Source organism: Marinomonas colpomeniae, assembly GCF_014803385.1.
Lineage (GTDB): Bacteria > Pseudomonadota > Gammaproteobacteria > Pseudomonadales > Marinomonadaceae > Marinomonas > Marinomonas colpomeniae.
Window position 1 is genome coordinate 125,113 of record NZ_JACYFC010000001.1, and the last position, 17,720, is coordinate 142,832.

The window sequence follows — 17,720 nt, forward strand, 5'->3', positions numbered from 1 at the left end:
ACAATTGAATGGCTTAGGTTGAGTGGCGGGTAATCAGCTCAGCTACCAATTTTATATGCTGAGGGGATTCTTCATTGCCCTTTATCCTTGCTAATAAACGCTCGCAAGCGGTTTTTCCTATCTTTCGTGTTGGTTGGCGCATCACTGTAATGCCCCCTTCAAAAAGCTGAACCCATTCAGGATCATCTATACCAATTAAACCAATATCTTGGACTACTTTTATATCAAGCTGTTTGAGTGCTTTTGCAGCGATCATGGTTGCGACACCATTGGTAGTGAAAATGGCTTTTTTACGTGTTGGATGCGATTGCACGAAGTTATTAATGATTGAGGCTATCGATTCTTTACTGACCTTATCTGTTTCAAAAACATCACATGACATCTTAGGATTCTTGTTGATAAAGGCTTGAATCGCATCGACTCGTACTTGACGAAGATCAATCGCTAACGACTCTGTGATGACCAAAATGGCTTCGTAAGATTTTGATTTTAAATGCTCGCAGGCTTCTGTAACGGCTGCCTCGTTGTCTAACCCAACAGAGTCAAAGCCAAGCGACGTATTGGTTCTATCTATCAATACGAGTGGACACGCCAGCTTTTTAAGATTGTCTATTTGCTTCGCTTCCATACCAGAGGTATTGACTATGATGCCATCGACTCTGTGATTTTCTAATAGTTCTAGATATCGGTCTTGCAGCTCTTTTTCGTTATCTGTATTACAAACCATCAGCATGTAGCCTTCGCGACGGCAAACATGCTCAATTCCTTGTAAAACATCAATGGAATAAGGGTTAGTCACATCGGCAAACATAAGGCCGATTACTTTCGAATGACCGGCTCGTAACATGCGAGCAGAATGATTTGGACGAAAGCCTAAATGTTCGATTGCCTGGGAAATTTTTTCTCTGAGTTCTTTAGACAACTTATCTTGTTCGCCATTGAGGTAGCGTGAAACACTTGTTTTTCCGACTTTAGCGTACTTAGCAACGTCTGAAATAGTGGTGAAATTTTTGTTATTCGACAATGTTTTTTCTCAATGTTTGAAGTGAAAGAAAAAGACCCAGAGAAGTGAGTATATATGTAGGTGTTTTCTGTACTTTAAACTATGATCCTATTGCGGTGCAATTGCATGAAGGTGATTGAGCGTTTTACTCCCCCTTGGTTGATCGACGTTTTTAACGGTAGGAAAAACATGAAAGTTTTTAGTTGTCAGCAATGTGGTCAAGCGGTGTTGTTTGAAAATACGCACTGTGAAAAATGTATGTCGCCCTTAGGTTTTTTACCTAGTGAACTGACGATCAGCGCATTGAAGTCAGTGGACAACACTTGGTATGCAATGGCTGATAAATCGATTCCCGCTAAGCGTTTATACTACTGTGAGAACCACCAACATCATGTTTGTAACTGGATGGTAGAAGAGGGCGGTAGTTCGTTTTGTATGGCGTGTGACTTGAATCGTCATATTCCGCACTTAGGTAAAATAGAAGAGCGACAAGCATGGCAGCAATTAGAGTTTGCTAAGCATCGACTAGTGTATTCCTTGTTGCGTCTTGGTTTGCCTTTAGAAAGTAAACACGATGAACCAGAAAAAGGTTTGTCATTCGACTTCATTTCCGAAAATAACGTTGTGCCAGAAGACGCGAACGCTATGACTGGTCATGCATTAGGCCAAGTGACCATTAATGCGTCGGAAGCCAATGATGCAGATCGTGAACAGATGCGAGAAGACATGAATGAATCCTATCGAACTGTGATAGGGCACTTTCGTCATGAAATTGGTCATTATTATTGGGATCAATTAATTGCTAAAGATGATCAAACACTTGCTGATTGTCGTGCTCTTTTTGGTGACGATAACCTTGATTATGCTAAAGCTTTGGAAGCCCATTACAAGGAACCAAACGCCGATTGGACAAACAGCTTTATTAGCGTTTATGCCTCCTCTCATCCTTGGGAAGATTGGGCAGAAACTTGGGCGCATTATCTGCATATCGTAGATACGCTAGAAACCGCTAGCGATCTGGGTATGAGTTTTCAACCTATTGGGCCAAATCGACAAAGCTTAACGACTATGGTGAATATTGATCCGTATCATCATGATGATTTTGAAGAAATTTTAGCTCAATATATGCCATTAACCTTTGCCGTGAATAATCTTAATCGAGGTATGGGGCAGCCAGATTTATATCCTTTTGTTTTGGTTCCAGCAGTACGAACTAAATTGGCTTTTATTCACCAGTTATTACAAGCACGTTTAAAATAGCGTGAATGACTGTCGCGCTTAGGCACTTATTCATAGCTGTAAGCGCGGCGATCCGTTATTATGCTCGTTAATAGGAACAGTTGAGACTGTTTCCTGACATCCAATTTTTTAGGACCCTAATGAAAAAGACATTTGTACTATCTCACCCAAAAATTGCTTACCCTCGTTTAGTTGAAGCAACAAAGAGCGACGTAAAAAAGTATCTAAAACGTGAGCGTAATAAAGAGCTGCCGAGTTATGCAGATTTTTGGGGTTTCGATTGTAAGTTTGGCTTAAATGCAGAAACAGCTGAAATTATTCATGTTGCAGAAATTAATGATAAAATCAGCTTTGCTGAAAGCCAAGAGTGGCCACAGTTTTACTTAGAAATTCTTGCTACGGCAACGCAGCGTGTTAAGCGCGAAGTACCAGAAGAAGATAGCCTATTTAAAGGCGAATAAAGTCAAAACGATTTATGTAGACGTTTTTAACTTATTAGACGTGCTATTTAAAAACCAGATTAATGGAAATTGATCTGGTTTTTTTATGTCATTAAATAAGAAAACCAGTAAAGTCAGTTTTTAACTGACTTCAACGTATCCCATAAAACCAGTTTTTAAGTGCTCAATGATGTGGCAATGATACATCCATCTTCCAGGATTATCGGCAACCAATGCCGCAATAACCGTTTCATTTTTTCCTAATAATACCGTATCGCTATGAAAAGGTGTGATGGCTTTTTTATTCGATTTTAAAACAGTAAAAGTATGACCATGAATATGAATTGGATGATGATATTGGGTTAAATTAGAAAGCTCAAATAGATAGGTTTTACCTCGTTCTAATTGAGCCAAAGGCGCAGGAATATTACCTTTTGACATGCCTTCCCATGAACGGCGGTTCATGGTCCAAAAATTGTAATTTACTTTTCCGTCTTTATGAATAGGTGTGATATTGGCATTCCACTCAAAAGCAAATTTTATTGTTTCAGCATTGTTTAAATCTGGTTCAGGAATCGGGTTTAAAGGCAGTGCTGGCAAAGAATGAAATGTGGCTGTGCTAGCAACAGATCGCAAGGTTACTAATGGCTTGTTCTTGTGCTTGAACGTAATACTTTTGCCTACTTCTTTAGACGACATAACACCCAGATCAAGACGCATCCCTGGTGCCATTAAATGATTTTCTAGAGTGATTGGTTGTTCAATTGGATTTCCGTCAATAGCAATTATTTGGGCATCAGGATCCGTTGAATTTACGTCGTAAACTAAGGTGTTATCTACATTCAGAAAACGTATACGAATAGCACCGCCAGCTGGCACATCGTATGTTGGATGCATTTCTCCATTAATAGTCATTATCCGCCCAGGTGTTCCCATCCGAAATGCATTTTGGGGAGAGGTCAGAGCGGTAAAAGAGCCATCGTCTTTGATGTGCCAGTTCTTCATACACAATACTAAATCAGCATCGAAATCTGGTTTTTCTGCTTCTTCTACAATCAGTGCGCCGACTAGCCCCTTACCTAGTTGTTCAATACTATTCATATGAGGGTGATACCAGAATGTTCCCGCGTCTGGTGGTGTGAATTCATAGTCAAAAGTGTCACCAGGCATAATAGGCATTTGGCTTAGAAAAGGAACGCCGTCCATATCAATAGGAATTCTTAAACCATGCCAATGGATTGTCGTCGGTTCTTTTAATTGATTGATAACGCGGATTCGAACCGGTTGATGCTGTTTCGCTCGAATCACAGGAGAAGGATAGCCGCCATTAAAACTTAAAGCTGGCGTGCTGCCGCCCGGCACGATGTTCACATCTGCTGGCGCTATGATAAGTTCATAATCAAATTCGGTAGAAGATTGTTTAGCCAGTATCAATTGAGGTAAAGCACCAACAATGGCAATAGCCATACTGGATTTAATAAAATTACGACGATTCAAAACGCTGTTCTCCATTGGTGTATAGGAAGTAAATGATGGAAAGAGTAACACTAGCGGTAACCTTGAGCCTGTAACGCAAATAAATGGGCGTACTGACCCTTTTGAGTAAGGAGTTCATCGTGAGTGCCTCGCTCTTTTATTTCTCCATGTTCCATCACAATAATCTCATGAGCCAGACGAACGGTGGAGAAGCGATGAGAAATAAGAATCGCCATTTTAGATTTCGTTTGTTCTTGGAAGTGCTGAAAAATGTTTGCCTCTGCTTTGGCATCCATCGCGGCAGTAGGTTCATCCAACACTAAGATGTCTGCGTCTTCTCGCATAAAGGCTCTCGCCAAAGCAATTTTTTGCCATTGCCCACCAGACAATTCTTGTCCACCTTTAAACCAGCGGCCTAGCTGTGTTTGGTAACCGTTATCTAATTCATCGATAAAGTCTGTGGCTTTTCCTAGCTCGGCGGCCTTATGCCAACCTTCTTCATCATGAAATCTATCATTATCGCCAGCACCAATGTTTTCACCGACAATAAACTGATAACGAACAAAATCTTGAAAAATAACCCCCACACGTTTTAATAATGCAGTTTCGTCCCATGCTAATAGGTCTAAACCGTCTAATAAAATACGTCCTTGGGTAGGGTTATAAAGGCGCGTTAATAATTTGATCAGTGTCGTTTTACCTGAACCATTCTCGCCAACAATAGCGAGGCTGTTACCAAGGCGAATATGAAGGTTAATATTGGATAACGCAGGTTTTTCGCTACCAGGATATTGGAATGTAACGCCCTCGAAACGAATGCCATCATCAGGTTTTGGCCCCTTTAGTAAACCAGATGTAGAAGAAGGTATTTCTTGTTCAAGATATTCATAAAGGTTGGATAAATATAAGTTGTCTTCATACATACCACTAATGGCTGTGAGCGACGCAGAAACTGAACTTTGCCCTTGTTTGAAGAGTAGTAAATACATGGTCATTTGACCTAAGGTGATAGCGCCGATAATAGTGTCGCTGACAATCCAACCATAGGCCCCGTAAAATACTAAGGTACTGATAACGCCTAAAATAAAGCCCCAACTTTCTCTGCGTAAAATGAGCCTTTTACTCTCCTTAAATAGTTTGAAGAAAATCTCTGCATAACGTTGAAGAAAGCGATCGCCTAATTGATATAAGCGAACTTCTTTAATGTTGTCTTCCCTAGCTAATAAGGTCTCCAAATAATTTTGTTGTCTTACTTCTGGTGAGCGCCATCGGAACATTAAAAAAGCATCTCCAGAAAATTTGGCCTCGGCAATAAAAGAAGGTAAAGCACCACAAACTAATAACAACAAAGCCCAAGGAGAAAAGTGCCAAAGCAAGACTGCAAAGCTTGATAAAGAGATAGCGTTTTGGAGTAAAGCAAAGGTTTTATTTACTAAGGCAAGAGGGCGGCTAGATGCTTCTCGACGGGCACGTACTAGTTTGTCATAGAATTCAGAGTCTTCGAAATGAGAAAGCGTTAAGCTTTGGGCTTTCTCTAAAATGAGCATATTGACTTTTTGTCCTAATAGCCCTTGAAGAATAGCCTGTTGAGCTGTCAACGCTCGCTGAGCAGCGGCAATAAAAAGTACCAATATGCCTTCTAATACCACGTAGTTTAACGCTGTTTGGTAATGCAGTGTTTGGCTTTGTTTATAGGTGTCCATTGCGGCCAGAACGGCATCTACAATTAACTGGCCTACATATGCCATTGCGGCAGGTAATACCCCTGCGATCAGGGTCGCAATCGCCAAACCTATGGTTAACGCAGGCGACGTTTGCCAAACTAAATGAATAGCTCGTCGGCTATATCGAAAAACACCGAACATATTTTTGTCGACTGTATTATTAGGCGATGCAATAGGCTTCATTCAGTGTCCCTAGTATTTAATAATAAGAATTCGATGCTTACATTATACGTCAGGAGGAATGTTCTTGGATTGTTTTTGTTTGGCTATACTTTATCAATATTGCCATGTTTTTGAGGGAAAAGATGCTGCACTAGGCAGCATCACTTTCAATAAAGTCGTTGGTTTCGTCTTGATCGAATAGCACTGTTGTTTCCTCTTCTTCATAGGTCATGTCTTCGTCTGGCTCTATGATTAAATCTTCTAACGGTTTTTTCTGTGCTGCATCCGCAAGCTCAAGTTGAGAACTTGTTTCTGTTTCTTGATGAGTGATTTTTTTAGGTTTTGATGGTGTTTTCTTTTTAGGGCCTAAAATATCTAACAAAGACTCCTTATTCTCTGCAAGATACATAGAAAGCGTCTCTTTTTGCTTGTCATCACCTACCAAATCACTTTGATCCAATATCGAATACAGCGCTTCAGCTGTGTCTAATAGTTTGTCATATGCATCGGCTTCCGCTTTTGAAATAAAGGTCATTTTTTCAATACCATCGCGTTCTACAACATATTTAATAATTACAGGCATAATCCACCTCGTGAAAATAATACTGTATAAATGTACAGTAGTTTTTTATTGATTGTCTAGTGTTTTTAATTATTAGTTGTTGAGGAGAGGTATTAATAAGGCCTCTTACCTTTGTGCCTTTATAAAAGCTGATTATTAAAATCTTCCTAAGTGCTTTTATTTGTTGGAAGAGGGAATAATGCTAAAGTGGCGGTCTTGACGAAGGATGCCGTTTTATGTCGATTGATTTATCCCATTTAGATTTTTCTATCATTACAGATCATTTTGAAATTGTGCTAACAGTAGCGTGGTTTCTGCTTTTTTATATTGTTCGACGTTACACCGAGCATGCAATTCGCTCTCAAGAAAGTCTTGAGCAAGATAAAAAACGCCAAAGAATTAACGCTCTTGATAATATTTATAATCTTTTGCTAGTGGTCGGCTTAGTCCTTATTTGGTCGTCTGAGCTACAAAATATTGCCATTTCTATTGCGGCCTTCATGGTGGCACTGGTTATTGCGACAAAAGAGTTTATCGCCTGTATTGTAGGCGCGTTTTATCGTGCGAGCACTCGGCCTTATCAAGTCGGTGATTGGATACGTATTGCTAATTACGAAGGTGAAGTAACAGACAGCGATTGGCTTTCAACTACCTTGTTTGAAGTCGATTTAAAAGGTGGGACTTATGCCTATACTGGACGAACTACGGTTGTCCCAAATAGTGTGTTATTAGTCCATACAGTACAAAACCTTAATTATATGCGCCGTTATGTAACCCATAGTTTTTCGATTTCACGTCAATGTGACGATGTAAATCTGTTTTCTATTAAAGAGGAAATACTCGAAAAAATACGTGAATACAGTGAGCATTTTCATGAAGTGGCAATTCGTTATAACAGCTTAATTGAAAAACGTTTGGATATTAATATTTCAGGGCCAGAACCTCGTGTCCGAATTACAACGACGGTAGAAGGCTTTAATGTGTTTACCGTGTCCTTGTTTTGTCCAACGGAAGAGGCTGTTGTTATTGAACAAAAAGTAACTGAGGATTTTATGCATTTTTGGTATGAAAAGCGCAGTGAGCTTCATGGAAAAAATAAGGCAGACATATAATGCGTTTTCTTAGGTTTAATACGCTGGCATTGTTACTTCTTTCATTGTTGTTAACTGGCTGCAATAGTTTTTTGGTCAGTGAAGAAGAAGTAAATTTAGAAGTCGCGAAACGACTCGAACAGAAAAATCAGAACAATGTTCTTTTGACATTAGAAGGCGGGAATACATTAAATTTAAATTTATTGGTAACCGAAGCGAATATTGACTTTACTGAGCGAGATGGTGGGCTGGTTTTGGTCGATTTGGTCAGTGATTTGGAAGGAACATTAACCGCTTTCGGTCAGAGCTTTACACTAACCACAGTTGTGAAACCATCATTCCAATCTGGTGTTCGTATTGAAGAAGATCGTCTTTATCTGGTTGCCCCTCAAATCACTAAAATTGAAGTGCAAGGTTCTTCGTTTGGCGATCAAATGCTGCGTTCTACATTAGGCTCTTTGCATGGAGATCTAGAAAAATCACTTGTTGAATACTTTGATATACATCCCATTTATGTATTGGATCATTCCCCCTTTGAAAAGGCCGCTGCATCTTTAGTTAAGGACATTACTATCCGAGAGGATTCACTAGAGCTCTCGGTTTTCTAAATGCTTTTGTAGATAGATTTGCAACGTCTAATACAGTCTCTATAATGCCGCAATAAATTGAGCGGTAATGCTTAACCATAGAATTTAAAAAAGGAAATAATATGCCTATTGCAGAGAATCAAGTTGTTCAGTTTCATTACACATTACGTCAAGGAGAAGAATTGCTTGAAACTTCTGCTGGTGGTGAACCCGCTGCCTATCTTCACGGTCATAGCAATATTGTCCCTGGTCTTGAAAAAGAAATGGAAGGGAAAGATGTTGGCGCTGAATTTGAAGTAACTGTTGCTTGTGCTGATGCGTATGGTGAACGTCATGAAGACAGCACACAGCAAATGCCAATCAAGCACTTACAAGGTGCAAAACGCTGGAAACCGGGCATGGTTGCTATGGTAAAAACAGACAAAGGTATGCGTCAAGTTACGATTGTTAAGGCTGGCTTAAAGCACGCTATGGTAGATGTGAATCATCCGTTGGCGGGTAAAGATCTAACATTTAATATTGAGATTGTTGATGTTCGTGATGCAACGAGTGATGAAGTGTCCCATGGCCATTCCCATGGTGTTGGCGGTCATCAGCACTAGGTTTATTATTAACTGAACACGTTTCACTGAACGCCTAATATTGTGTTCATCTTGAAAGCCCCTGTTACCGATGCTGTAGCAGGGGCTTTTGCGTTTTTAGATACAAAGGCGATAGCTGGATGGTTTTTTTGATTTAAATCACCTAGAGATGTAAATATCCATTAATTAATAAGAATCGTTATCAACCAACTTGACAGAATCGTCATTCGCGTACATATTGATAATAGTTATCATTTGTATTCTATCAAGGGGAAAGCAATGACTCGCTATTTGGTGCCATTCTCAGTACTTGAACAAACCATTCAAGGAGGGCAATGCGCAGATTCGCCAGAAGTGCTCTATCATTATTTAAAGTTAACAGAAGAATATGCTGAACGTTTGAGTATCACTGACGCAGCACTATTACATCAGCGTGTTTTTAATGTTTTATTAGACACAGTATGTGATACCAACCTTGCACCTCATTGGCGTCAAACTTGTTTGGATAAGGTGTATTTACCTTTGTCTCAACTTAAGCGACTAATTGTCACTTATCAAGATGCGCGGAACTACTTCAAAATGGAACACAACCTACGTACCTTGAGTCACTATTTTATTTCCTCTTTTGAGCGATAAGGACACAGTTTAATAATGAAAATGCGTATCGAAAAAGACAGTATGGGCGAATTGGATGTGCCAGAAAAAGCACTGTATGGCGCTCAAACACAAAGAGCCATTAACAACTTCCCTATCAGTGGAGAGCCGCTACCAGAAGCCTTTATTCGCTCTCTAATTTTGATTAAAGCGGCGGCTGCACGCGCTAACGAAACGTTAGAATGCTTAACGCCAGAATTGTCTAACGCTATTCAGAATGCCTGTGATGAGTTGCTCAATGGCGATGATCTTATGCAACACTTTCCAGTAGATGTGTTCCAAACAGGGTCTGGTACTAGCTCAAATATGAACGCGAATGAAGTGATTGCCAGCGTTGCTAAGGCTTATCATGATGCACCAGTCAATCCGAACGATCATGTAAATTATGGGCAGAGTAGCAATGACGTTATTCCCAGTGCTATACACGTTAGCGCGACATTAGAACTTACTGGACATTTATTACCAGCCTTACAAAATTTAAAAGCGACCATTATCGCCAAAGGTGATGCGTTGGCAGGTTATACCAAAACAGGGCGAACGCATTTAATGGATGCCATGCCAGTTCGTTTAGATCAAACCTTCTATGCTTGGGCTGCGCAACTGCAAGACAACATTGATAACTTAACCTATATGCAAAGCAAAACCATGCAACTAGCACAGGGTGGCACGGCGGTAGGCACAGGCATTAACGCACACACAGAATTTGCAGCTTTGTTTGCCAAAGAATTGTCTAACCTTACCAAGGTAGACTTTGTACCAGGGAAAAACTTCTTTGCGCTTATTGGTTCACAAGACACCGCTGTCGCCTTATCAGGTCAGCTTAAAGCGGTGGCAGTGACCTACATGAAAATCGCCAATGATTTGCGCTGGATGAATTCAGGGCCTTTAGCTGGGCTTGGTGAAATTACCTTACAGGCTTTACAGCCAGGTTCTTCAATCATGCCGGGCAAAGTTAATCCCGTGATTCCTGAAGCGACTGCTATGGTTGCGGCGCAAGTTATAGGTAATGATGCGGCAATTACCATTGGTGGACAGTCAGGTAATTTCGAGTTGAACGTAATGTTACCCATGATCGCAAAGAACTTACTAAGCAGTATTAAGCTATTGGCAAATAGTGGTCAATTATTGGCAGACAGTGCGATTGAAACGCTTACAGTGAATGAAACAAAGCTGAATGAAGCTTTGCATCGCAACCCAATCTTGGTGACCGCACTCAATCCTATTATTGGTTATGCAAAAGCCGCAGAAATTGCTAAAAAAGCGTACAAGGATGGACGTCCCGTTGTGGATGTAGCTGAAGAAGAAACGGAATTAAGCCGAGAAAAGCTGTTGGGATTACTGGATCCAGCGAAGCTAACTCATGGTGGATTGTAATGTCATCATAGAAAAACTATCTGATTTTTCCCTTATCAAATAATGTAATAAGCCAGCCTCCGCGCTGGCTTATTTATTTTACCTATAGCGCTTTTGTCATAAATACGCTAAATGGATCTAATGCATAGTCTGCAAAAGGGCCACATTCTTCAAAACCATTTTTTGCGTAGAGTTTTCTAGCAGGTGCGAAGAACTCGACGCTTCCTGTTTCTAAGCTCACATTACACATGCCTTTTTGCTTTGCTTCTTTAAGAATGTATTGGAGCAAGGTGGACGCGACACCTTTTTTTCGAGCGGCGCTGGTGGTTCGCATCGATTTTATTTCACCATGTTGTGAGTCTAGACATTTAAGCGCTGCGCAGCCGAGTAGTTGATCTTCTTCCCACACAGTCCAAAAAGTAATATCAGGTTTTTTTAACGCTGCTAAATCCAATGCAAATACACATTCTGCTGGCGATACGGCATACATATCTTCTAAATGTTCGGTTAGAAGTTGTTTAATTTCTGGGCCGTTTAAATCGTCTATTCGAATGTTCATGCTCTGAATTACCTGTTACTTAATCGTTTTTGATAAAATCAGTTGTCAAAACGAATGCTGACTTTGCTTTTCTCTACTTTCTCTTTTGATGGTTCACGTAATGGGTCAATCAAGCTCTCTAATCCATTAATCTTGATTTCCAGTGCTAGTTGCAACCACTTACCTAAGTTACCTGTTGGCCAACCTTTGTGGGAAAACCACAGTAAATACTCTTCAGGTAAGTCAATTAGAACTCGGCCATTGTATTTGCCAAAGGGCATAGTTTGACGTGCGAGTTGAATAAGATCTTCTTGGGAAAACATGGCTTCTTCTTGTGTAACAATAGGAATGAATGCGTTATTTAACCATAAGCAGACTATTTGGCAAATGGTGAATCGTTTTGAAAACTTTGAATCAAAAAATCACAGATACTCTGTAGTTTAGGTGACGGCTGACGTACCTTAGGATAAACCAACCAAACACCGCTATAAGGGTATTGATATTGAGGTAATAGCGCGATTAATTTGCCACTGGCGAGGTCGTCCCTGACGTAATAGTCCGGCAGCTGTGCAATGCCCAAACCTTTTCGAACCGCATCAAGCAAAGCCGTACCAGAGTTACTGCGCCATTGGCTGTTGATTTTCACTTCTTTGCGTTGTCCATCTTGTTGGAACAGCCAATGATTGTTCGATCCAATTAAACATTTATGCTTGCTTAGCTCTGCCAAGGTGTGTGGCATACCATGCTGATCAATGTATTCACGGGAAGCACAAAGAAACTCTTCTCGGTCACACAATCGGCGAGATAAGTGACTGGAATCTTTCATGGCGCCCATACGTATAGCAAGGTCGTAACCTTCCTCTATTAAATCTACTGCGCGATTAGTGAGGTGAAAATCTAGTTCTATTTTAGGGTGATTCAGTAAAAAATCGTTCATCAGCGGGGCAATATAACGTTCGCCAAAGGTTGTTGCACAGGTCATTTTGAAGTTGCCAATGGGGGCTTGATTCAAGGTGGAAATAGCTTCTTCTGCACTACCTAATGCTTCTGGCAGGTCTCGGCAGTGCTGATAATACAACTCACCCGCATCACTTAAGCGAATACGTCTTGTTGTACGAAAAAGGAGTGTGGCTCCAAGCTCAGTTTCGAGTTGAGTCACTAAACGACTAATATGCGATGCTGATACGCTAAGCTTTATCGCCGCGGCGGAAAAACTGCCCTGACGAACGACTTCAATGAAGGCTTCCATCGCTTCCCAATTTTTCATCGTGTTTACTCTTCCTGTCAATCAGGGCTTTATTCTATCGTAAATTCTCACTTTTAATTATGATTATTGCTATATGGCAATAATCATTTTCCAAAATAGAGATTATCGCCTTAATCATTTGACGCTAAACTAAAGACAGTTAATGAACTCTATTATTTAAAACATTTTTTGGAGAAGACAATGAAATGTAAAGCAGCTGTTGCTTGGGGCCCAGGCCAACCACTTAAAATTGAAGAAGTAGATGTACAAGATCCACAAGCTGGCGAAGTATTGGTTCGCATGGTGGCAACGGGTGTTTGTCACACGGACGCCTTTACTTTGTCTGGTGAAGATCCAGAAGGCATTTTCCCAGCGATCCTAGGCCATGAAGGCGCAGGTATCGTTGAAGCCATCGGTGAAGGGGTTACGTCACTTGCCGTAGGCGACCATGTTATTCCGCTTTACACAGCAGAATGTAAGGAATGTAAATTCTGTTTGTCTGGCAAAACCAACCTTTGCCAAGCGGTTCGCGAAACTCAAGGCAAGGGCCTTATGCCAGACGGAACCAGCCGTTTCAGCATCAATGGTCAGCCAATTTTCCATTACATGGGCACCTCTACTTTTTCTGAATACAGCGTCGTAGCGGAAGTGTCGCTTGCGAAAATTCATGTTGATGCACCGCTAGAAAAAGTCTGTCTACTAGGTTGTGGTATCACAACGGGTATTGGCGCGGTATTGAATACAGCGAAAGTAGAAAAAGGCGCAACCGTTGCTGTCTTTGGTTTAGGCGGCATTGGTTTGTCGGTTATCCAAGGCGCACGCATGGCTGGCGCAGGTCGTATTATTGCCATCGATATCAACGAATCTAAATTTGAAATGGCGAAACAATTCGGCGCGACAGATTGCATCAACCCGAAAAAATTCGACGCACCAATTCAGCAAGTCGTTGTCGATATGACAGACGGCGGCGTAGATTACTCGTTCGAATGTATCGGTAACGTAGACCTTATGCGTTCAGCGCTTGAGTGTTGTCACAAAGGTTGGGGCGAATCCATCATCATCGGTGTGGCGGGCGCAGGACAAGAAATCTCCACTCGTCCATTCCAGTTAGTGACTGGTCGAGTCTGGAAAGGTTCGGCATTTGGTGGCGTAAAAGGCCGCAGCCAATTACCAGGTTACGTAGAAGATTACATGAACGGAAAAATCGAAATCGACCCATTCGTCACTCATACAATGGGCTTGGAAGACATCAACAAAGCGTTCGATTTGATGCACGAAGGTAAGAGTATTCGTACTGTCATTCTTTTCGATAAATAATCGGAAAACCTGTGCATGACTGCTGTGTTCGCTACGTCATGAAAAGGTTTTGTAGCATTAAATTAAGGGTAGGAATATGGAACTATTATCCAGCACGAAAAGTCATGGCGGTTGGCTGAAACGCTACCGTCATGAAAGTTTGTCGGTAAAAGGTGAAATGACGTTTGCGATTTACTTGCCGCCACAAGCAGAAACACAAAGCGTTCCTGTTTTGTATTGGTTGTCTGGCTTAACTTGCACCGATGAAAACTTCATGCAGAAAGCGGGCGCTTTTCGTAAAGCGGCGGAGCTAGGTTTGGCGATTGTTTGTCCAGATACCAGCCCACGCGGAACGGATTACCCGAACGAACGTGAAAGTTACGACTTCGGTTCTGGTGCTGGTTTCTACGTAAACGCGACGGTTGCACCATATGCTAATACGTACCACATGTACGATTATGTGGTGCAAGAATTACCGCATTTGGTGGAAGCGAATTTTCCTGTGACAGACAAGCGTTCTGTTTCTGGCCATTCCATGGGCGGACACGGTGCTTTGATTTGTGCCTTGAAGAATCCGGGTAAATACCAGTCGGTTTCTGCCTTTGCGCCCATCGTCAATCCAACCAATTGTCCTTGGGGCGAAAAAGCCTTCACGGGTTATTTAGGTGAAGACAAAGCGACTTGGAACGAATGGGACGCGACTTACTTAGTGGAAAACTTGGTGGAAAGTTTAGGAGAAAGCGCGGAACGTCTGCCTTTATTCATCGACCAAGGCGAAGCAGACAACTTCCTAGTGGAACAGCTAAAACCAGAAGCGTTAGAAGCTGCATGTGAAAAGGTCGGTCATCCGATTACACTTCGTCGCCAACCGGGCTACGACCACAGCTACTTCTTCATCTCAAGTTTTATTGACGAGCATTTAGAGCATCATTCTAAAGCGCTAGGTTAAAAATTCAGATCTAGATAAAAGTATTCAAAAGCGAGCTTCGGTTCGCTTTTTTATTGCCAACCCGAAGGGTCGAACTCCTTTTGCTAACATACAACGCCGCCTTGTTTACCAAGTCTTAGAAACAGACAAAGTCATCAAAGTCCTACGATTATGGACACACTACAAATAATCCGTTTTGCTTTATAGAAAAGGCTCAATAAGTATCAAGCTATAGGGAATTGTTGTTTCTGGTGGAGCACGCGCATAATTCGGATGATGCCGTCTTCAACCCAATAAGAAACGATCATCGAAACCTCAGGAATAATGAGCAACCGCCCACGAATGGCATCTCGTTGTACGCCCATGAGAGGCTGTTCTAGCAAGTTTTCTACTTTTGCTTCAATTAGGTCGTCAGTTCTCTCTGCTACATCAGGGTTGAAATCATAGAGAAACTCAAAGATCTTTTCACGATCATTGAGTGACTCTTCTTCCCATAAAATCATTGCTTACCCCGATTTCGGATGTTGGCTTTGCGCTCTTCCATTCGAGATTTAGCTGTTTGGTGTTCAACGAAAGCTGTTTTTCCAGAGTCGAACTTCTCAAATGCTAGATTTACTTGTTCAGTTAGCCATACATCGTGAGATAGCTTTTTTCTTTGTTGTTCAGCTAATTGCTCAGTAAGCTCACGACAAGCATCACTCAGTGTGCGGCCTCGGCTTTCAGTCATTTGTTGAGCGAGGCGTTTTGTTTCCTCATCAACACGAAATTGAATTCTAGTGTCCATGATGCATCCTTTTCTTAATTGTGTGCACAAATGTTAGCACTCGATTTTGTGATGGGCAACTAGCAAACAATATAATACAAAGGGTCGAACCCCTTTTTGACCCTTAAGTCTTGCAGCATTAAAAAGGGCTTTGACCCTGAGCTCACAAAGCGTACGTATTGACGAACGTTTTTCGAAGCGTACAATGCGTTCACTAATTAAACAGTTTTGAGGTTTGTCATGGCTGGCATAACAGCAACAGAAGCCCGCGGAAATTTATATAGATTGATTGATGAGACCGCTGAGTCTCATGAGCCAATTAGGATTTCGGGCAAGCGTAACAATGCCGTTTTAATATCGGAAGAAGATTGGTCCGCTATCCAAGAAACGCTGTATTTATTGTCAGTGCCAAACATGCGTGAATCAATTCGTGAGGGTATGGACGCCCCAGTTAGTGAATGTGATGAGGAGTTAGACTGGTGACATGGAAGTTGGTATACACAAAGCAGGCTCAGAAGGATGCTAAAAAACTAGCATCAAGCGGACTAAAATCAAAAGCCCAAGAGCTACTCAATTTACTGTCTGAGAACCCCTTCAAAAAACCACCGCCATTTGAAGCCCTTATTGGCGACCTTTCGGGCGCGTATTCACGCAGAATCAACATACAATACCGACTTGTCTACCAAGTCTTAGAAACAGAAAAAGTCATCAAAGTTCTACGATTATGGACACACTACGAATAACGTTTTATCAGGAATGTATAACCAAAGGGTCGAACCCCTTTTAGATCCTCATAACTTGCAACACGGAAACCCTTAATCAAAAAGGGCTTTGACCCTGAGTTCAGATTCTATGATGCTCGAAGCAAGGCAAACCCCACCGCTCGACACTATCGTTTGACCTCGCTTTTGGGATTAGCCTTACTTCAGGCCTGAATTTTTTTGTTTAGCAAGTTGGTCATCAAGTTCTTTCATTAAATCATCGTAACTGTATTTTACTGTGCCACTCACACGTCCTTCTTTTATCAGAGAGCGTAAGGTTTTAAGCTTACTTTCTTTGTCTTCTAGTTTTCTCAAAACTGTATGCACTAGTTCCACCTCAAACATACCAATATATACGGGACTTTGGGATAAGCTTTATGAAAAGTCAAAAGAATAAGAAAGGTATTAATTTAAGGCTTTGACCCTTACTTCACACCTAGGTTGGTGTTTAGACTAATAAGAGCGGACTTAAAGTATTCGGCTTGTTGTGGATATTAAATTGACAGACTCGATTTAGAGCGAGAATATGAAACAGATACAAGGGATAGTGTTAGTTTTAAATATGTTTTATGGGAGATGTAGAAGTGAATTTTATAGTTTTAGATAATTATGGGCGACCACCTCCTGTTTCTGTAAATACAGCATATTTAAGTGCGGATAATTGGAATGACTACTCTTTTAGAACTCTTTTTTATCTAACAGTTTTTGATAAAGACGGTATAGAGCATAAAATTGGCGATGTAAAAATCGCTTTTAAAGGTCAAACTACTGAGAAAAGTACATATACAACAATGGGCAAAGGCTTCTCGTTTTTAAATGATCAGTACTTTTCATTAGGGACTGATACAGAATATTATAAAAATTTAAATAAGTTGCTCCCTGAGTTAAAACAGCACATCTTAACTGCATTAGAAGATATTGTTTATAAACCTGAAAAATTAAAAGATATTGAAGATGAAGAAGTATTAAATACATCTCTCTTTCGTGGGGTAACATTATCCGATGTACATGGCCAGTTCACTAGAGTATTAAACGGCCTTACCGAACTATCAGATTTTGATTTTAGTTTTGTAAGACAGGGATTAGGCGGATTTTGTGACTTGAAAATTTCGTTTAAGGTTAAAGTGGGCTCAGTTCCAAGTACAAATATTCATGCCTTCATCGGGCGTAATGGTTGTGGCAAAACAACTATTTTAAACGGTATGATTGATGCAATTACAGATTCCGAACACGTATCATGTTTTTTTACTGAAAGTGGTCTATTTGCCGAATCTCGTATTCCTACTGGCTATTTTCGCTCTTTAGTCTCTGTGTCT

At 41.0% G+C, this 17,720-nt stretch carries 22 protein-coding genes; 12 read left to right on the plus strand and 10 right to left on the minus strand.

Features of this window, described 5'->3' with window-relative positions:
- Positions 1-13 precede the first annotated feature (13 nt).
- The gene (locus tag IF202_RS00600) at positions 14-1,024 is read right to left on the minus strand and encodes a LacI family DNA-binding transcriptional regulator (protein ID WP_191592937.1); all 1,011 of its coding nucleotides are present in this window, start codon (positions 1,022-1,024) and stop codon (positions 14-16) included.
- Positions 1,025-1,192: 168 nt separating this feature from the next.
- Between IF202_RS00600 and IF202_RS00605 the strand changes: the two genes are divergently transcribed.
- Both IF202_RS00605 and IF202_RS00610 read left to right on the plus strand, forming a co-directional pair.
- A complete protein-coding gene (locus IF202_RS00605) occupies positions 1,193-2,263 on the plus strand; it encodes a zinc-binding metallopeptidase family protein (RefSeq protein WP_191592938.1) in 1,071 nt (356 codons plus the stop codon).
- 119 nt (positions 2,264-2,382) lie between these two features.
- Positions 2,383-2,703 carry a DUF6172 family protein gene (locus tag IF202_RS00610; RefSeq protein WP_191592939.1) on the plus strand — a complete coding sequence of 107 codons (321 nt, stop codon included), beginning with the start codon at positions 2,383-2,385 and terminating at the stop codon, positions 2,701-2,703.
- 120 nt (positions 2,704-2,823) lie between these two features.
- Here the strand turns inward: IF202_RS00610 and IF202_RS00615 are convergent, their stop codons facing one another.
- From IF202_RS00615 to IF202_RS00625, 3 genes are all read right to left on the minus strand, one after another.
- Positions 2,824-4,179 (minus strand): multicopper oxidase family protein, encoded by a 1,356-nt coding sequence (locus IF202_RS00615; RefSeq protein ID WP_235963151.1) that lies wholly within the window; start codon positions 4,177-4,179, stop codon positions 2,824-2,826.
- Between the two features lie 50 nt (positions 4,180-4,229).
- Positions 4,230-6,065, minus strand: a complete 1,836-nt coding sequence (locus IF202_RS00620) for an ABC transporter ATP-binding protein (protein ID WP_191592940.1) — start codon at positions 6,063-6,065, stop codon at positions 4,230-4,232.
- Between the two features lie 130 nt (positions 6,066-6,195).
- Positions 6,196-6,627, minus strand: coding sequence for a YebG family protein (locus IF202_RS00625; RefSeq protein ID WP_191592941.1), 432 nt, complete (start codon positions 6,625-6,627; stop codon positions 6,196-6,198).
- Positions 6,628-6,842: 215 nt separating this feature from the next.
- Here IF202_RS00625 and IF202_RS00630 point away from each other — a divergent pair, with 215 nt between their 5' ends.
- The 5 genes from IF202_RS00630 (at position 6,843) to IF202_RS00650 (ending at position 10,893) form a co-directional block, all read left to right on the plus strand.
- Positions 6,843-7,718: a mechanosensitive ion channel family protein gene (locus IF202_RS00630; protein ID WP_191592942.1), complete on the plus strand. Its 876-nt coding sequence runs from the start codon at positions 6,843-6,845 to the stop codon at positions 7,716-7,718.
- Complete coding sequence (locus IF202_RS00635; protein ID WP_191592943.1) at positions 7,718-8,305, plus strand: DUF1439 domain-containing protein; 588 nt, start codon at positions 7,718-7,720, stop codon at positions 8,303-8,305. The genes IF202_RS00630 and IF202_RS00635 overlap by 1 nt, the downstream gene beginning before the upstream one ends.
- 101 nt (positions 8,306-8,406) lie before the next feature.
- The gene (locus IF202_RS00640) at positions 8,407-8,886 is read left to right on the plus strand and encodes an FKBP-type peptidyl-prolyl cis-trans isomerase (protein WP_191592944.1); all 480 of its coding nucleotides are present in this window, start codon (positions 8,407-8,409) and stop codon (positions 8,884-8,886) included.
- Positions 8,887-9,144: 258 nt separating this feature from the next.
- A complete protein-coding gene (locus IF202_RS00645; protein WP_191592945.1) occupies positions 9,145-9,501 on the plus strand; it encodes a hypothetical protein in 357 nt (118 codons plus the stop codon).
- Positions 9,502-9,516: 15 nt separating this feature from the next.
- Complete coding sequence (locus IF202_RS00650) at positions 9,517-10,893, plus strand: class II fumarate hydratase (RefSeq protein ID WP_191592946.1); 1,377 nt, start codon at positions 9,517-9,519, stop codon at positions 10,891-10,893.
- Positions 10,894-10,975: 82 nt separating this feature from the next.
- On the opposite strand, the gene IF202_RS00655 is transcribed toward IF202_RS00650, so the two are convergent.
- The 3 genes from IF202_RS00655 to IF202_RS00665 are packed head-to-tail and all read right to left on the minus strand — an operon-like array spanning position 10,976 to position 12,677.
- Positions 10,976-11,431, minus strand: a complete 456-nt coding sequence (locus IF202_RS00655; RefSeq protein WP_191592947.1) for a GNAT family N-acetyltransferase — start codon at positions 11,429-11,431, stop codon at positions 10,976-10,978.
- A 38-nt stretch (positions 11,432-11,469) separates the two neighbouring features.
- Positions 11,470-11,733, minus strand: a complete 264-nt coding sequence (locus IF202_RS00660; protein ID WP_191592948.1) for a DUF3820 family protein — start codon at positions 11,731-11,733, stop codon at positions 11,470-11,472.
- Between the two features lie 53 nt (positions 11,734-11,786).
- Complete coding sequence (locus tag IF202_RS00665; RefSeq protein WP_191592949.1) at positions 11,787-12,677, minus strand: LysR family transcriptional regulator; 891 nt, start codon at positions 12,675-12,677, stop codon at positions 11,787-11,789.
- Between the two features lie 180 nt (positions 12,678-12,857).
- On the opposite strand from IF202_RS00665, the gene IF202_RS00670 reads away from it, so the two are divergent.
- Entirely contained in the window at positions 12,858-13,973 is a 1,116-nt protein-coding gene (locus IF202_RS00670; protein ID WP_191592950.1) for an S-(hydroxymethyl)glutathione dehydrogenase/class III alcohol dehydrogenase, read from the plus strand.
- A gap of 76 nt (positions 13,974-14,049) precedes the next feature.
- Positions 14,050-14,901 (plus strand): S-formylglutathione hydrolase, encoded by an 852-nt coding sequence (fghA, locus tag IF202_RS00675; protein ID WP_191592951.1) that lies wholly within the window; start codon positions 14,050-14,052, stop codon positions 14,899-14,901.
- 203 nt (positions 14,902-15,104) lie between these two features.
- Here fghA and IF202_RS00680 read toward each other — a convergent pair whose 3' ends face one another.
- Entirely contained in the window at positions 15,105-15,383 is a 279-nt protein-coding gene (locus IF202_RS00680; protein WP_191592952.1) for a type II toxin-antitoxin system RelE/ParE family toxin, read from the minus strand.
- Positions 15,380-15,664 (minus strand): type II toxin-antitoxin system RelB/DinJ family antitoxin, encoded by a 285-nt coding sequence (locus tag IF202_RS00685; protein WP_191592953.1) that lies wholly within the window; start codon positions 15,662-15,664, stop codon positions 15,380-15,382. Before IF202_RS00685 ends, IF202_RS00680 begins: the two co-directional genes overlap by 4 nt.
- A gap of 219 nt (positions 15,665-15,883) precedes the next feature.
- Here IF202_RS00685 and IF202_RS00690 point away from each other — a divergent pair, with 219 nt between their 5' ends.
- Together IF202_RS00690 and IF202_RS00695 are read left to right on the plus strand one after the other, a co-directional pair.
- A complete protein-coding gene (locus IF202_RS00690) occupies positions 15,884-16,126 on the plus strand; it encodes a type II toxin-antitoxin system Phd/YefM family antitoxin (RefSeq protein WP_191592954.1) in 243 nt (80 codons plus the stop codon).
- The gene (locus IF202_RS00695) at positions 16,123-16,386 is read left to right on the plus strand and encodes a Txe/YoeB family addiction module toxin (RefSeq protein WP_191592955.1); all 264 of its coding nucleotides are present in this window, start codon (positions 16,123-16,125) and stop codon (positions 16,384-16,386) included. The genes IF202_RS00690 and IF202_RS00695 overlap by 4 nt, the downstream gene beginning before the upstream one ends.
- 177 nt (positions 16,387-16,563) lie before the next feature.
- On the opposite strand, the gene IF202_RS00700 is transcribed toward IF202_RS00695, so the two are convergent.
- On the minus strand, positions 16,564-16,731 hold the full coding sequence (locus tag IF202_RS00700; protein WP_206705333.1) for a type II toxin-antitoxin system ParD family antitoxin: 168 nt from the start codon (positions 16,729-16,731) through the stop codon (positions 16,564-16,566).
- 257 nt (positions 16,732-16,988) lie between these two features.
- Between IF202_RS00700 and IF202_RS00705 the strand changes: the two genes are divergently transcribed.
- The coding region (locus tag IF202_RS00705) for a hypothetical protein (RefSeq protein ID WP_456238036.1) at positions 16,989-17,720 on the plus strand (732 nt) is incomplete at its 3' end.

Coding starts and splice junctions, on each gene's coding strand:
- IF202_RS00605 (WP_191592938.1), top strand. CDS start 1,193: ATGAAAGTTTTTAGTTGTCAGCAATGTGGTCAAGCGGTGTTGTTTGAA.
- IF202_RS00610 (WP_191592939.1), top strand. CDS start 2,383: ATGAAAAAGACATTTGTACTATCTCACCCAAAAATTGCTTACCCTCGT.
- IF202_RS00620 (WP_191592940.1), bottom strand. CDS start 6,065: ATGAAGCCTATTGCATCGCCTAATAATACAGTCGACAAAAATATGTTC.
- IF202_RS00625 (WP_191592941.1), bottom strand. CDS start 6,627: ATGCCTGTAATTATTAAATATGTTGTAGAACGCGATGGTATTGAAAAA.
- IF202_RS00630 (WP_191592942.1), top strand. CDS start 6,843: ATGTCGATTGATTTATCCCATTTAGATTTTTCTATCATTACAGATCAT.
- IF202_RS00635 (WP_191592943.1), top strand. CDS start 7,718: ATGCGTTTTCTTAGGTTTAATACGCTGGCATTGTTACTTCTTTCATTG.
- IF202_RS00640 (WP_191592944.1), top strand. CDS start 8,407: ATGCCTATTGCAGAGAATCAAGTTGTTCAGTTTCATTACACATTACGT.
- IF202_RS00645 (WP_191592945.1), top strand. CDS start 9,145: ATGACTCGCTATTTGGTGCCATTCTCAGTACTTGAACAAACCATTCAA.
- IF202_RS00650 (WP_191592946.1), top strand. CDS start 9,517: ATGAAAATGCGTATCGAAAAAGACAGTATGGGCGAATTGGATGTGCCA.
- IF202_RS00655 (WP_191592947.1), bottom strand. CDS start 11,431: ATGAACATTCGAATAGACGATTTAAACGGCCCAGAAATTAAACAACTT.
- IF202_RS00660 (WP_191592948.1), bottom strand. CDS start 11,733: ATGTTTTCCCAAGAAGATCTTATTCAACTCGCACGTCAAACTATGCCC.
- IF202_RS00665 (WP_191592949.1), bottom strand. CDS start 12,677: ATGAAAAATTGGGAAGCGATGGAAGCCTTCATTGAAGTCGTTCGTCAG.
- IF202_RS00670 (WP_191592950.1), top strand. CDS start 12,858: ATGAAATGTAAAGCAGCTGTTGCTTGGGGCCCAGGCCAACCACTTAAA.
- fghA (WP_191592951.1), top strand. CDS start 14,050: ATGGAACTATTATCCAGCACGAAAAGTCATGGCGGTTGGCTGAAACGC.
- IF202_RS00680 (WP_191592952.1), bottom strand. CDS start 15,383: ATGATTTTATGGGAAGAAGAGTCACTCAATGATCGTGAAAAGATCTTT.
- IF202_RS00685 (WP_191592953.1), bottom strand. CDS start 15,664: ATGGACACTAGAATTCAATTTCGTGTTGATGAGGAAACAAAACGCCTC.
- IF202_RS00690 (WP_191592954.1), top strand. CDS start 15,884: ATGGCTGGCATAACAGCAACAGAAGCCCGCGGAAATTTATATAGATTG.